Origin of the sequence: Rhizobium sp. 25PS6 (genome assembly GCF_032464655.1) — a bacterium.
GTDB lineage: Bacteria > Pseudomonadota > Alphaproteobacteria > Rhizobiales > Rhizobiaceae > Rhizobium > Rhizobium laguerreae.
In genome coordinates this window covers 49,472-62,644 of the sequence record NZ_JAWDIV010000011.1, presented here as the reverse complement: position 1 = coordinate 62,644, position 13,173 = coordinate 49,472, and the positions used below count along the sequence as shown (strand labels likewise).

The following is a 13,173-nucleotide window of genomic DNA, read 5'->3' as shown; positions in this document are numbered from 1 at the left end:
CAGCGCTCGTCCGCTCAGGAGTCCTCATGACCAGCTCACCTCGTTTTCAACCGGTCCGCGCTGCGGGAGGGCAGCGATACAGGCCCGCCGACCATTCCAGTGTCGTATTCCATGGCGGTTTCTGGCAGAGCTGGACGGAGACGGTCCGCAACGTCACCATTCCGACGCAGCACAAGCGGCTGGAAGAGGAGGGCTTCCTCGAGGTGCTCGATTTTGACAAGCCGGCCGGGCCACTGGTGCGCCCGATCCAGCCGAGCGGACTGTCGATGCAGCATTTCTTCGATTCCGATTTCGGCAAATGGATCGAGGCCGCAAGTTACACGCTGAAGGCTCACCCGAATGCTGCGCTTGAGGCGAAGATCGATGCTATCGTCGAAAAGCTCGAAAAAGGGCAGATGGCGGATGGCTACCTCAACAGCTGGTTCATTCGCCGCGAGCCGGACAGGCGCTGGACCAATCTGCGCGACCTGCACGAGATGTATTCGATGGGCCACTTGCTGGAAGGGGCCGTCGCCTATTACGAGGCGACGGGAAAGCGTCGCTTCCTCGATGTGATGATCCGCGCCGTCGACCATATCATCGCCACCTTCGGTGCGGAGACCGGAAAGCTCAGGGGTTACGATGCCCATGAGGAAATCGAGCTGGCGCTGGTCAAGCTCTATCGCGTGACGCGCGATCCGCGGCATTTGAAGCTTGCGACCTACTTCGTCGACGAACGTGGCCGCATGCCCTCATATTACGACGAGGAGGCTCGCAAACGCGGCGAGAGCCCTGATGATTACGTCTACAAGACATATGCCTATAGCCAGGCCCATATGCCGGTGCGCGACCAGCACCAGGTCGTCGGACACGCGGTTCGCGCCATGTACCTGTTTTCTGCGATGGCGGATCTCTCCCGTGAGAACGACGATCCGACATTGAAGGAGGCCTGCGACCGGCTTTTCGATGATCTGGTCAGCCGCCAGCTCTACGTGACCGGCGGCCTCGGGCCATCGGCATCCAATGAAGGGTTCACCCGGGAATTCGACCTGCCGAACGAGACGGCCTATGCCGAGACATGCGCAGCCGTCGCGCTCGGCTTCTGGAGCCATCGCATGGCGCAGGTCGATCTCGACAGCAAGTTCACCGACAGGCTGGAAACGGTGCTCTACAACGGCGCGCTTTCCGGCATCTCGCGCGACGGCGAGCATTATTTTTATGAGAACGTCCTTGAAAGCCACGGGCAGCACCGCCGGTGGAAATGGCATTACTGCCCCTGTTGCCCGACCAACATTGCCCGTTTCATCACGTCGCTCGGCCAATATTTCTATTCGACTGATGATCATGAGCTCGCCGTCCATCTCTACGGCACCAACACCGCCGAGCTGACAGTCGGCGACAGCTTCGTGCGCCTAATCCAGGAGACGCAATATCCCTGGGATGGCGACATCAGCCTGCGGTTCGCCGTCGAGCGGCCAAGCCGGTTTCAACTTCGTCTTCGCATCCCCGGATGGTGCAGGCAGGCGCAGATCTCGGTCAACGGCGTTGCCGTCGATCTCGATCAATGCGTGACGAAGGGTTATGCGGCAATATCAAGGGAATGGCGCGACGGCGACGAGGTCCGCATTGGCCTGTCGATGCCTGTCGAGCGCATCTACGCGCATCCTGCCGTCTCTGAAAACGGCGGACGCGTCGCGCTACGGCGCGGCCCCGTCGTCTATTGCATCGAGGAGACGGACCTCGGCGGCGAGCCGCAGCGGCTCCGCCTGCCGGCATCTGAGGAAATTTCCGCCCGCTACGATGCCGTGCTTCTCGGCGGAGCGACCGTCCTCGAAGGCACTGCGCTCGAAGCCGATACATCCGATTGGCAGAATGCGCTCTATCGCACCATTCCTCCCTCCCTGAAGGAGCGTCCCTTCACGGCGATCCCCTATCACCTCTGGGCCAATCGCGAGCCTGGAGCGATGGCGATCTGGTTGCAGGAGGTCTAGGAGAAAACCATGGCACGGCTGGAACTCAGGAGCATCGTCAAGTCCTATGGCATCTACGAGGCGGTACGCGGCATCAGCCTTGACATCGAAGACAATGAGTTCGTCGTTTTCGTAGGCCCGTCGGGATGCGGAAAATCGACGACATTGCGCATGATCGCGGGTCTTGAACACATCACCGGCGGTGAGATCGTGATCGGCGACCAGGTCGTCAACCGGCTTGGCCCGGGCAAACGCGATATCGCCATGGTCTTTCAGAACTACGCGCTCTATCCGCACATGACGGTGCGGGAGAATATTTCGTTCTGCCTGGAGCAGCAGAAGCTCGCCAAGAGCGAGATCGACGCGCGTATCATCAGGGCGGCGGAAACCCTGCATATCAGTGAGCTGCTCGGCCGGCGCCCGGGCCAGCTTTCGGGCGGCCAACGCCAGCGCGTCGCGATGGGACGCGCAATCGTGCGGAACCCGAAAGTCTTTCTCTTCGACGAACCGTTGTCCAACCTCGATGCCAAGCTTCGCGTGCAGATGCGCACGGAGATCAAGCGGCTGCACCAGCTGTTGCCGACGACGACCGTCTACGTCACGCACGACCAGGTCGAGGCGATGACCATGGCGGATCGTGTCGTGGTGATGAATGGCGGCATCATCGAACAGGCGGGACCGCCGCAGGCGCTCTATCATCGGCCCGTCAGCCAATTCGTCGCCGGCTTCATCGGCTCACCGTCGATGAATTTCCTGTCCGCGACGCTGCTATCAGGAGAGAAGGGTCTCGTCGTCAAACTGACCGACGGTAGCGAGCTTCTAGTGCCGGAGGCGCGCGCCGGCGACTACGCCAGCCACGCCGGCAAATCAGTCGTGTTCGGGATCAGGCCGGAATCGATCACCGAGCGCCAGGCCCGTCCTGGTTATGCCGACATCGAAGCGAAGATCGATCTTGTGGAGCCACTCGGGCCGGAGACCATGGTCTATTTCGGCATCGGCGAGGCAAGCCTTTGCGCCTGCATCGATCCCGAGAGCGGGCCCAGGCCGATGTCGACGATGCCGCTCTCGTTCAACATGAACCGGATGCATCTGTTCGATCCGGCGAGCGGCCAGTCGCTGGCGCTTGCCTGAACCGCAAACACGAAAAGGCCGGCAACCGCGGGGTCGCCGGCCTCGTTGTATCAGGCGGCCTGGCAGATCTTCGAGGGACGCGTGGCGGCGGCCTTCTCGACCATCGCAGTGACTTCGGCGCGGCGGGCGCCCGAAAGCGGCAGGCGCGGCATGCGAACGCGTTCCGAGCCGCGGCCCATGATCTGCTCGGCGAGCTTGATCGACTGGACGAGGTCGTGCTCGGCATCGAGATGCAGGAGCGGCATGAACCAGCGATAGATCTTGCGGGCCTCTTCCCAGTCACCGCGTTCGGCGGCGGCGACGAGCTGCACCGATTCCTGCGGGAAGGCGCTGGTCAGGCCGGAGACCCAGCCCTTGGCGCCGAGCATCAGGCCTTCAAGCGCCACATCGTCGAGACCTGCGAAGATATCGAAACGATCGCCGAATTCATTGATGAGATCGGTGAAGCGGCGCGGATCCGGCGCACTTTCCTTGACCGCCTTGATGTTCGGCACGTCGGCAAGCACCTTCAGCACATCGGCGCCGATATTGACGCGGTAGGCCGGCGGATTATTGTACAGCATGATCGGTAGTGAGGTCGCTTCGGCGACGGTGCGGAAATGCGCGATCAGCTCTTCGGGCTTCGGCACATAAACCATGGCCGGCAGCAGCATCAGGCCGTCGGCGCCGAGCTTTTCGGCGTCACGAGCATAGGCGACGGCACGGCGCGTGTCGAATTCGGACACGCCGGTCACCACGGGAACGCGACCGTTGACCACCTCGACGGCAGCCTTCAAGATCGTGCGCTTCTCCTCGGGGTCCAGCGAATTGTTCTCGCCACATGTGCCCATGACGATCAGGCCGTTGACACCATCGTTGACAAGCGCGTCCTGGACGCGCTGGGTCGAGGGCAAATCAACGGAAAGATCATCGTTGAACTGTGTCGTTACGGCGGGAAATACGCCCTTCCATCCTGTGGTCATTGATCGAGCCTCGTTGAAATTAGTTGCCTTATATACAAACTGTCGACAAGATTCAATGATGTGAGCTTACAAATTTGAGGCCCCCGAAGACCGACATTGCGAGAATCGGCTGAAACGAAATACAAGGCTCTAACGAAAGAGGGCGGACGGATGCGGAACGACGCGGAAAATGTGCGGGTGCGCGGCTCTGGCACGCAGAGCGTCTATGTCACGCTCCGCCGGGAAATCCTGTCGATGGCGCTGGAGCCTGGCAGTCCGCTCGACGAGGTGCGGCTGTCGGAGCGTTTCAGGATGTCGCGGACTCCCATTCGCGAGGCGCTGTTGCGGCTCGCCGCCGACGGGCTCGTCACGACGCTGCCGAACAGGAACACGATCGTTGCGACCATCGATTTCGCAAGCCTGCCCACTTATTTCGAAGCGCTGACGCTGATGTACCGGGTGACGACGCGCGGCGCCGCACAACGGCGAAACGCTGAGATCATAAAGACCGTCCGCCGGCATCAGAAGGACTTCGCCGACGCCGTTGCCGCGCGCGACGCCTATGCGATGATCGAAGCGAACCGCGAATTTCACGTTTCGATCGCCGAGCTTGCCGGCAATCCCTATTACACGGCCTTCTTCGCCAGGCTGCTCGACGAGGGCCGCCGCATCCTGCGCCTTTACTACTCGACATTCGACGACCGCCTGCCGCGCCAGTATGTCGATGAACACGAGGAAATGATCGCCGCGATCGAGGCCGGCGACGTCGAGCGGGCCGACCAACTGGCGATCGCCCATGCCGCCCAGATCGTCCGCCAGATCCAGGAATATATCGCCCGCGACCTCGACCGGCCGGTGGCGATCAGCATGTCCTGACGCGACGAGAGCAATGGAACCGTTGGAGCCTCAGGAGGCGAGGGGGCGCCCTGCTCCCTGACCAAGTTTATCAGCCTGCGCAGGACAGCCGCCGACTGGCGAACGCCGTCATGTTCGAATTCGTTGGTCACCCATGCCTGCACATTGGCTACGTGGCGCGCCGTTTCGAGCGAAAGCCCGGCAGCGGTGCGTCTTCAGGCTTCAGCAAGCCATGGCGGCCATCGCTCTCCTCATTTTCATGTCGACATATTGCCTACAGCGGCATTAGTGTCGGTTCAAGATCCTGGCTGCAAGGCGAGGGCTTCATCGATCTGGAAGCGCAGGAAAAGCAGGAAAACAACATGTCGTGGCAGCATACGGTACCCCGCATAACTGAGGATGAACGGCAGAACCGCCTCGCCAGGCTTCGCGAAATGATCGAAGCCGAAGGATTGGCTGCCGTGCTTCTTGGGCCGACCGAAAGCCTGCATTACTTCACGGGGCTGGTCTGGCATCCAAGCGAGAGGTTCCTCGGCGCGCTCGTCACGTCCGCGACCATTTCCTACATCGTTCCGGGGTTCGAGCGCAGCCGTGTCGAAACGCTGCCGCATCTGCCGGGGGAAATCCTGGTCTGGGAAGAGGAGGAGAGCAGTGCCGCTCTCATCGCCCGCCTTGTTGCCCAGGGCGGCAGACTTGCCCTCGACGATGGTTTGCCGCTTTTCTTCTATCATGCATTGGCAGCGGAGATGGGCGCGGTGAGGCTTGCCGATGGCGGGCGGCTGATCCGCGACCTGCGTTGCATCAAATCGGCCGCGGAGATTGCCCTCATTCAGTATGCGATGGACCTGACGCTTGACGTCCACAGGCAAGTGCATGGGCTTTTGAAGCCGGGCATCAAATCATCCGAGGTGGTCGATTTCATCGACCGGCAGCATCGCCAGGCCGGCGCTGATGCCGGCTCGACATTCTGCATCGTCTCCTTCGGCGCGGCGACCTCGCTTCCGCATGGCGCCGACGGCGATCAGGTCCTTGGTCGCGATGACGTCATTCTCATCGATACAGGCTGCCGGATCGACGGTTATCATTCCGATATCACCAGGACCTATATGCTGGAGGGCGGCGAAAGCGCATTCGAACGGGCCTGGTGGATCGAGCGCGAGGCGCAACAGGCCGTCTTCGACGCAGCCCGGATCGGCGCCGCCTGCTCGAGCCTCGACGATGCGGCCCGCAAGGTGCTTGCCAAACACTCCCTCGGCCCCAACTATCGCCTGCCAGGTTTGCCGCATCGCACCGGTCATGGCCTCGGGCTCGAGATCCACGAGGAACCCTACATCGTTCGCGGCAACGACGCGCCGCTTGCCGCCGGCATGTGTTTTTCCAACGAACCGATGATCGTCTTCCCCGGGAAATTCGGGATCCGGCTGGAAGACCATTTGTACATGACCGCCGAGGGACCATGCTGGCTGACCAATCCGGCGGCGGGACCGACCGAGCCATTCTCCTGAGCAGGCCCCATCTCCTGCCCGCTCAGGCAGCGCCGGTTTTCAAGTGGCTGTCAGGCGGCTGACGATCGCTCACGCCGCGCAGATCGTCCGACAGAACCAGGAATATATTGCCCGCGATCTCGGCCGGCAGCCGGCGATCAGCGTAGCCTGAAGCGACCGGATTGAAGACGCGGAGGCTGCCCCGGCCCGTACATTAGCGAGGGTAGCCGGAAATTCGATCCGTAAAGTATTACTTCACAAACGTTACTTGCTTTCTGGCGTGGTAAAAGGTTGACTATGGTTAACCCTATAGTCTCGAGGATAGGATGATGGATTTGTTCAGAAGGGAGGGGGATGACCACGCTCAACTGAAGAAAATGACACTGACTGGCAGATATAGAAATATAGCAGCGATGCTTTCGATAGCCGTGGTTGCCCTGTCTATATTCTTGATATCGTTTGGTGCTTTAATTGAATTTTTTCAACCTTCGTTTTTGTCAAACGTCATTCTCGACGACGTCCCCTTGCACTACATCGCCTGGTTCATGATTACCTTCGGGATCACTATCGCCGTCATCAACGTGATTTTGGCAGCAAGACGGGAGATCGAGCAAGAAACGGCCGAAAGCATGCTTCCATCGGATGCAGCCGAGATCAAAAGGCAGGCTTTGCGTGACCTTCGAACACATCGAAACGGCTATGCGCGCTCCTCCAAGGTCAATCAATATCTCTGGAATTTTCTCACATTGGGGATCATCGTTTTGAGCGGTCTCTCATCGTTGTTTTCCGCCTACGGCCCGGTTGTCCCCAATTGGCTGCCAATGACCGCTTCCGCGCTCGTGGCACTTTTCGGCGTTATAATGGTTCAATTTCGCGTCAGGGATGTCTGGCAATTGCGAGAGCAGGGAAGGATTGAGGCGGAGGTGCTCGTCGCCGATGCCCACCTCATCGAGACAACTGACAATCTTGCAACGCTCAAACAGGCTGCCGCCCTCAGAAGGCGCGCCCATGCGCTCGAGATGAAACAACTCAACCAGCTCTTCGTGGAAACCACCGAAGCCAATCCGTAAGCCACTGTCGGCTTATGGCGGGGCGGAGCCGTTCTGAGCCGGCATATGCCCCGCCCGCTCGGGCAATCTATCTCAGCTGCGCGATCGTCCGCCGCCCTTTAATCCTGAATGCCGGAGGAGCTCCCCGCCTTGAGCTTAACTTCGATGACCGGGACCACGATCTGAGGTCGGCGCACCGGCAGGACGAATGTCATTTGATCATCACCGACGGGGAACTGGGTGTTTGCCCACAAGGTATTGGCGGACGGGCGCAGCCAGGTGACCTCGCTGCCATCATGCAGGAATTGCGCATATTCGACTTTCCCCGCCAGCGCATCGAAATGCAGATGGCGATAGGGCCAGTTGAAGAGGTGGATATAGAGACGATCGCCATTCTGGGTCAGGCGGCAATCGGCCGGCGCGGTGAAGTCGGACTGGGTGCAGCCGACGATGCTGCGCTCGTGCAGTGCCATCCACTCCTCATAAGCGGCAAGGGCTGCAATCGCGCGGTGGTCGAGCGTGCCGCGCGCCGTCGGCCCGACATTCATCAGCAGATTACCGCCCATGGCAACGGTGCCGACCAGCATCTGCACCAGTTGCTCCGTGCTTTTCCAGGTGTCCTCGTCGCGGTGATAGCCCCAGGAACCGCTGAGCGTGTGGCACGCTTCCCAGACGACGCGCCTGCCATCGCGGAGCGGCCGGGCGCGCGGCATATATTGCTCCGGCGTGACGATGTCGGGCTGCAGGCCGGCGAGATCGAGCCGATTGTTGACGATGATGTCGGGGGCAAGCTCGCGCACCAGGCGCACGAGTTTCTCGCTTTCCCAATCCTGATGGCCCTTTCCGACCAATTCTCCGAGCTTCCATTGCGGATAGCTGAAATCGAACCACATGATGTCGATCTGCCCGAACTCAGTCAGCAATTCGCGGACCTGCGCGCGCATGAAGGCGGCATAGCGCTGCATGTCGCGGCCTTCGTTGATTTTCAGCGCATCGGGATGATTGCGCTGCGGGTGGCGCGGATCGACCGTGAAGTCGGGATGATGCCAGTCGATCAGCGAATAGTAGAACCCGATCCTCAGGCCCTCCGCACGAAAGGCGTCGACGAATGGACCCAGCAGATCCCGCCCATAAGGCGTGTTGGTCACCTTGAAGTCGGTCGCCTTGGTATCCCAGAGGCAGAAGCCTTCATGGTGCTTGGTTGTCAGCACCACATATTTCATGCCCGCAGCTTTCGCGCGTCTGGCCCATTCGCGGGGGTCGTAGAGATCGGGATCGAAATGATCGAAATATTTCTGGTAGTCGGCATCATCAAGTTCTTCGCGGCTCTTGACCCATTCATGGCGTGCCGGCAGCGCGTAAAGCCCCCAATGCACGAACATGCCGAACCGGTCGTGGACGAACCAGGCCTTCTTCTCCTCGGGCAGGGCCAGTGACTGCAGATTGCTGATATCCATCGGATATTCCTCCTGTTCCAAACTTTAAGAGTTGGAGCATGATGTCTTCCGAAAACCGCTCACACTTTTCGGCATCATGCTCCGGGCGTTCAGGTTGTTTCGCGGATGATGAGCTCGGGCACGATGACGATGCCGTGCTGGCGATTTCTGGTGGCGATGCGGCTGAGCAGCAGACGCACGGCTTCCTCTCCCATTTCGCGTTTTTGCACCCGCAAGGTGGTGAGCGCCGGGGACAGCAGTTCGGCAGTCGGAATATCGTCGAAACCGATCAGGGCGATTTGCCCGGGGATCGAAATACCGGCGGCCCGGCAGACCTTCATGGCGCCAATTGCGTTAAGGTCGTTGTAGCAGACGAGAGCATCGATGCCGGGCGCCTCCGCCAGCAATTGCGCGGCCGCCGTTTGGCCGCCTGCCGCGGTGGGATCGCAATAAACGATGCCTTGCGCCTTGAGCCCGTGGGCTGCCAGCGTCTTGCGAAAGCCGACAAGACGGCTCTTGCCGCCAAACGAACTGCGCGGCCCGGCGATGATCGCGATCCTGCGGCGCCCGCGCTCGACGAGATGGTCGATGGCACGCGAAGCTCCCGTCTCGTAGTCGGTGACGATCGTCCCGGCGACCTCGTTGGGCGCCTCGCGGTTGATGAGCACCACGGCGCGGTGGGGCGCAAGCGCCTTGTGCAGCGCGGCATCGGGCAGCCGCGGGCTGCAGACGATGATCCCGTCGACCCGGTGCCGCAGCAGCGTTTCGATGAGCTCTTCCTCCCGCTTGCTGTTTTCGACGACATTGGACAGAAGCAGATTGTAGCCGGCGGCGCTCGCGGCATCCTCGGCTCCCCTGATGACTTCGGGAAAGAACGGATTGGTGATGTCGGGAACGAGAAGGCCGATGGCCTTCGATCGATCGGACCGCAATCCGCGCGCAAAGGGATTGGGCCGGTAATTGAGTTCGCTCGCCGCTAAAATAATCCGCTGACTGGTTTCCGCGCTGGCTCCGCCCCGATCATTGAGCACGCGCGATACCGTCATCGGCGATACCCCTGCGGCGCGAGCGACATCGGCGATGGTTATTTTGGATTCTGGCTCTTTAGGGCGGCTCAATTGGATTGTCTCGTCAGAAGGGGCAGGAAATTACGATAACGATAACTAGCATGATTTCGAGGAAAGCCAAGGCTTCTCATGCCAAGCATGAGGCCATGAGAATCTTTTTGACAAGATTTGACGGTAACGATAACGTTAGAGAAAGAGGAGAATACGTTAACGATAACCTAGAGCGGAATATTGGGAGGAAAGAATGCAACACGTCAGAATCTTAAGACGGCAGGTTGTCTCGACCGTTGCCGCGGCGATCCTCATGGGTGCCGGCTGGGCCGGTGCCGCATTCGGCTTTGAGGAGTCGCCGGAACTGAAGGCGCTCGTCGATGCCGGCAAGCTGCCGCCGGTCGAAAAGCGGTTGCCAAAGGAGCCGCTGGTGCTCACTCCGCTTGAATCGGTCGGTACCTATGGCGGCACCTGGCGCACGGCCACCTTTGGCGGTGGCGACAGCGAGATCGAGCGTTCGATCGGCTATACAAGACTGGTCCGCTGGAATCCGGAATGGACCGAGGTGATCCCTGATATCGCCAAGAGCGTCGAGGTCAATGCCAATGCCACCGAATATACGTTCACCTTGCGGGAAGGCACGCGCTGGTCGGACGGCGAGCCGTTTACCGCGGACGATCTTGTGTGGTGGAACGAGAACGTGCTTCGCAACTCCAAGATCACTCCTGCCGCACCCAACTGGCTGACCGCCGGCGGAGAGACCGTCAAGGTCGAAAAGCTCGCCGACGACAAGGTCGTCTTCAAGTTCGCCGCGCCGAACGGCCTGTTCCTGATGAATATGGCCACCGTGCGCGGCTCCGATATTCTGGCGGCCGCACCGGCGCACTACCTCAGGCAATTCCACAAGGATTTCAATCCCGACGGCGTCGACGCTCTGGTGAAGGCAGCCGGCGCAACCGACTGGGTCCAGCTCTTCAACAACAAGATCGGCTTTCCCGGCCGCTGGCGCGATCTCGGTCGTCCAACGCTCGATGCCTGGGTGTTGACCGCGCCCTATAATGGCACCACCCAGGTCGTCGCGGAACGCAATCCATATTATGCCAAGGTGGATACCGCAGGAAACCAGCTGCCTTATTTCGATCGGATCACCATTGATGTGATGCAGGATACCCAGGCCATAATCCTGAAGGCGATCAGCGGCGAAATCGACATGCAGAACCGCTTCATCGAGACGACCGACGCCCGTACGGTAATCGTGCAGAACCAGGAGAAAGGCGGCTACGGCCTGTTCATCGCCCGGCCGGCGTGGTCGAACGCCCTGCTGATCACCCTCAACCAGACCCACAAGAATCCGGCTTTGCGCGCTGTCTTTTCCAACAAGGATTTCCGCATCGGCCTCAGCTACGCCATCAACCGCGAAGAGCTCAACCAGCTGATCTATGCCGGACAGGCCAAGCCTTATCAGGCAGCGCCGCGTGAAGGCACTGCGCTCTATGACGAGAAGATGGCGACGCAGTATCTGGAGTATAATGTCGATCTCGCCAATCAGTATCTCGACAAGGCCGGCCTTACCAAACATGACGCCGAGGGCTATCGGCTCGGTCAGGACGGCAAGCGGATTACCTTTGCGATCGACGCCTTGACTGGAAGCCCGATCCAGGTGGACGCCCTTGAGATGATTCAGCGCTACTGGCGGGCTGTCGGCATCGACATGCAGCCCCGCCCGGCTGAACGTTCGCTGATCTTCTCCCGCCTGCAGAATAATGAGAATGACGGCCTTGGATGGGTCGGCGGCGGTGGCTACGACTTCCTCGGCCTGCTCGATCCAAAATGGTATTTCCCGCACGAATACGAATCGAGCTTCGCGACGGCCTGGGGCCTCTACTACCAGAACCCCAAGGATCCGAACGCGCAGGAACCGAGCCCCGCTGCCAAGAAGCAGATGGATTTCTACCGGCAGGTGAAGGAAGCGCCGACGCTCGAAAAGCAGTTGGCCGCGATGAAGGAACTGCTGGCGATCACCCGTGACGAATTCTACGTCATCGGCACCAACCTGGAGCCGGACCGCGTCGGAATCGTCAAGACCAATATGCGCAATGTCCCGAAAGTCATTCCCAGCACATCGTTCTACATGACGCCGGGACCGGCAAAGCCCGAGACCTTTTACTACCAGCAATAACGGAACGCGACCGACAGGGATGGCGCCCGCGGGCGCCACCCCATCGACAGCCCAGTCCCAATCATCCAATCCGATCGGCGATCGCCGATTGAAGGAGCTTGACCATGGCCGGCTTCATCATCAGACGCCTGCTTTATATGTTCCCGATGATGTTTGCGATTTCCGTCGTGACCTTCATCATCATCCAGTTGCCGCCCGGCGACTTCCTGACCGCGCTGACCGCGCGTCTTGCCTCCCAGAACGAAACGATCGATCCCAGCGTCATCGCCGGCCTGCGTGAACGTTATGGGCTCGATCAGCCCTGGGCGGTGCAATACTGGAAATGGATCAGCGGCATCCTGCTGCGCGGTGATTTCGGCCAGTCCCTCGATTGGAACAAGCCGGTCAGCGAGCTGATCTGGGCCCGCATGGGCCTGACGATGGTGGTCTCGGTCACCACGCTGCTCTTCGTATGGGCGGTGGCCTTTCCGATCGGCATCTATTCGGCCGTGCGGCAATATTCGGTGGGAGATTACGTCGCCACCTTCTTTGGCTTTCTCGGCCTTGCCATCCCGAACTTCCTGCTGGCGCTGGTGCTGATGTATGTTTCGGCACAGTATTTCGGCCAAAGTACCGGCGGGCTGTTTTCGCCTGCCTATATCAACGCCGTCTGGAGCTGGGCCAAGCTCGGCGATCTCATTTCGCATATGTGGATCCCGGTCGTCGTTCTCGGCACCGGCGCCACTGCGGCGCTGATTCGCATCATGCGCGCCAACCTGCTCGACGAACTCAACAAGCCCTATGTCGACATGGCCCGCGCCCGGGGCTTGAGCGAAATCCGGCTGCTGTTGAAATATCCCGTGCGGGTGGCGCTTAACCCGTTCATCTCGACCGTCGGCTGGGTGCTGCCGCACCTCGTTTCCGGCTCTGTGGTGGTCTCCATCGTTCTTAGCCTGCCGATCACCGGGCCACTGCTGCTCAACGCCCTCTTTGCCCAGGACATGTATCTGGCCGGCACTTTCATCCTGCTGATGAGCATGCTGACGCTGATCGGCACGCTGATTTCGGACCTGCTGCTCGCCTGGCTCGATCCACGCATTCGCAACGGCTGA

Annotated in this window: 10 protein-coding genes and 1 pseudogene; 7 read left to right on the top strand and 4 right to left on the bottom strand. The window is 60.3% G+C overall.

Annotation, left to right across the window (positions count from 1 at the left end):
- Nucleotides 1-26: 26 nt before the first annotated feature.
- Complete coding sequence (locus RWK44_RS17170) at nt 27-1,970, top strand: glycoside hydrolase family 127 protein (protein ID WP_316029145.1); 1,944 nt, start codon at nt 27-29, stop codon at nt 1,968-1,970.
- 9 nt (nt 1,971-1,979) lie between these two features.
- Nucleotides 1,980-3,080 carry an ABC transporter ATP-binding protein gene (locus RWK44_RS17165; RefSeq protein ID WP_222011490.1) on the top strand — a complete coding sequence of 367 codons (1,101 nt, stop codon included), beginning with the start codon at nt 1,980-1,982 and terminating at the stop codon, nt 3,078-3,080.
- A gap of 50 nt (nt 3,081-3,130) precedes the next feature.
- Here RWK44_RS17165 and RWK44_RS17160 read toward each other — a convergent pair whose 3' ends face one another.
- Nucleotides 3,131-4,042 carry a dihydrodipicolinate synthase family protein gene (locus RWK44_RS17160; protein WP_168282480.1) on the bottom strand — a complete coding sequence of 304 codons (912 nt, stop codon included), beginning with the start codon at nt 4,040-4,042 and terminating at the stop codon, nt 3,131-3,133.
- 150 nt (nt 4,043-4,192) lie between these two features.
- Here RWK44_RS17160 and RWK44_RS17155 point away from each other — a divergent pair, with 150 nt between their 5' ends.
- Nucleotides 4,193-4,897: a GntR family transcriptional regulator gene (locus RWK44_RS17155; protein ID WP_168282482.1), complete on the top strand. Its 705-nt coding sequence runs from the start codon at nt 4,193-4,195 to the stop codon at nt 4,895-4,897.
- A 41-nt stretch (nt 4,898-4,938) separates the two neighbouring features.
- Here the strand turns inward: RWK44_RS17155 and RWK44_RS17150 are convergent.
- Nucleotides 4,939-5,079: pseudogene (locus RWK44_RS17150) on the bottom strand (alpha/beta fold hydrolase); the annotation flags it as partial.
- 159 nt (nt 5,080-5,238) lie between these two features.
- On the opposite strand from RWK44_RS17150, the gene RWK44_RS17145 reads away from it, so the two are divergent.
- Nucleotides 5,239-6,381, top strand: coding sequence for a M24 family metallopeptidase (locus RWK44_RS17145; protein ID WP_168282484.1), 1,143 nt, complete (start codon nt 5,239-5,241; stop codon nt 6,379-6,381).
- Between the two features lie 308 nt (nt 6,382-6,689).
- Complete coding sequence (locus tag RWK44_RS17140; protein ID WP_165503859.1) at nt 6,690-7,430, top strand: DUF4231 domain-containing protein; 741 nt, start codon at nt 6,690-6,692, stop codon at nt 7,428-7,430.
- 98 nt (nt 7,431-7,528) lie between these two features.
- On the opposite strand, the gene RWK44_RS17135 is transcribed toward RWK44_RS17140, so the two are convergent.
- Together RWK44_RS17135 and RWK44_RS17130 are read right to left on the bottom strand one after the other, a co-directional pair.
- Nucleotides 7,529-8,866 (bottom strand): alpha-L-fucosidase, encoded by a 1,338-nt coding sequence (locus tag RWK44_RS17135; RefSeq protein ID WP_222011491.1) that lies wholly within the window; start codon nt 8,864-8,866, stop codon nt 7,529-7,531.
- Nucleotides 8,867-8,955: 89 nt separating this feature from the next.
- On the bottom strand, nt 8,956-9,963 hold the full coding sequence (locus RWK44_RS17130; protein WP_077980944.1) for a LacI family DNA-binding transcriptional regulator: 1,008 nt from the start codon (nt 9,961-9,963) through the stop codon (nt 8,956-8,958).
- A gap of 193 nt (nt 9,964-10,156) precedes the next feature.
- Between RWK44_RS17130 and RWK44_RS17125 the strand changes: the two genes are divergently transcribed.
- Entirely contained in the window at nt 10,157-12,082 is a 1,926-nt protein-coding gene (locus RWK44_RS17125; protein WP_222011492.1) for an ABC transporter substrate-binding protein, read from the top strand.
- 104 nt (nt 12,083-12,186) lie between these two features.
- Nucleotides 12,187-13,173, top strand: coding sequence for an ABC transporter permease (locus RWK44_RS17120; RefSeq protein ID WP_221946636.1), 987 nt, complete (start codon nt 12,187-12,189; stop codon nt 13,171-13,173).

Excerpts from the sequence above, each read along its gene's own strand:
- RWK44_RS17170 (WP_316029145.1), top strand. The coding sequence starts at position 27 with ATGACCAGCTCACCTCGTTTTCAACCGGTCCGCGCTGCGGGAGGGCAG.
- RWK44_RS17165 (WP_222011490.1), top strand. The coding sequence starts at position 1,980 with ATGGCACGGCTGGAACTCAGGAGCATCGTCAAGTCCTATGGCATCTAC.
- RWK44_RS17160 (WP_168282480.1), bottom strand. The coding sequence starts at position 4,042 with ATGACCACAGGATGGAAGGGCGTATTTCCCGCCGTAACGACACAGTTC.
- RWK44_RS17155 (WP_168282482.1), top strand. The coding sequence starts at position 4,193 with ATGCGGAACGACGCGGAAAATGTGCGGGTGCGCGGCTCTGGCACGCAG.
- RWK44_RS17145 (WP_168282484.1), top strand. The coding sequence starts at position 5,239 with ATGTCGTGGCAGCATACGGTACCCCGCATAACTGAGGATGAACGGCAG.
- RWK44_RS17140 (WP_165503859.1), top strand. The coding sequence starts at position 6,690 with ATGGATTTGTTCAGAAGGGAGGGGGATGACCACGCTCAACTGAAGAAA.
- RWK44_RS17135 (WP_222011491.1), bottom strand. The coding sequence starts at position 8,866 with ATGGATATCAGCAATCTGCAGTCACTGGCCCTGCCCGAGGAGAAGAAG.
- RWK44_RS17125 (WP_222011492.1), top strand. The coding sequence starts at position 10,157 with ATGCAACACGTCAGAATCTTAAGACGGCAGGTTGTCTCGACCGTTGCC.
- RWK44_RS17120 (WP_221946636.1), top strand. The coding sequence starts at position 12,187 with ATGGCCGGCTTCATCATCAGACGCCTGCTTTATATGTTCCCGATGATG.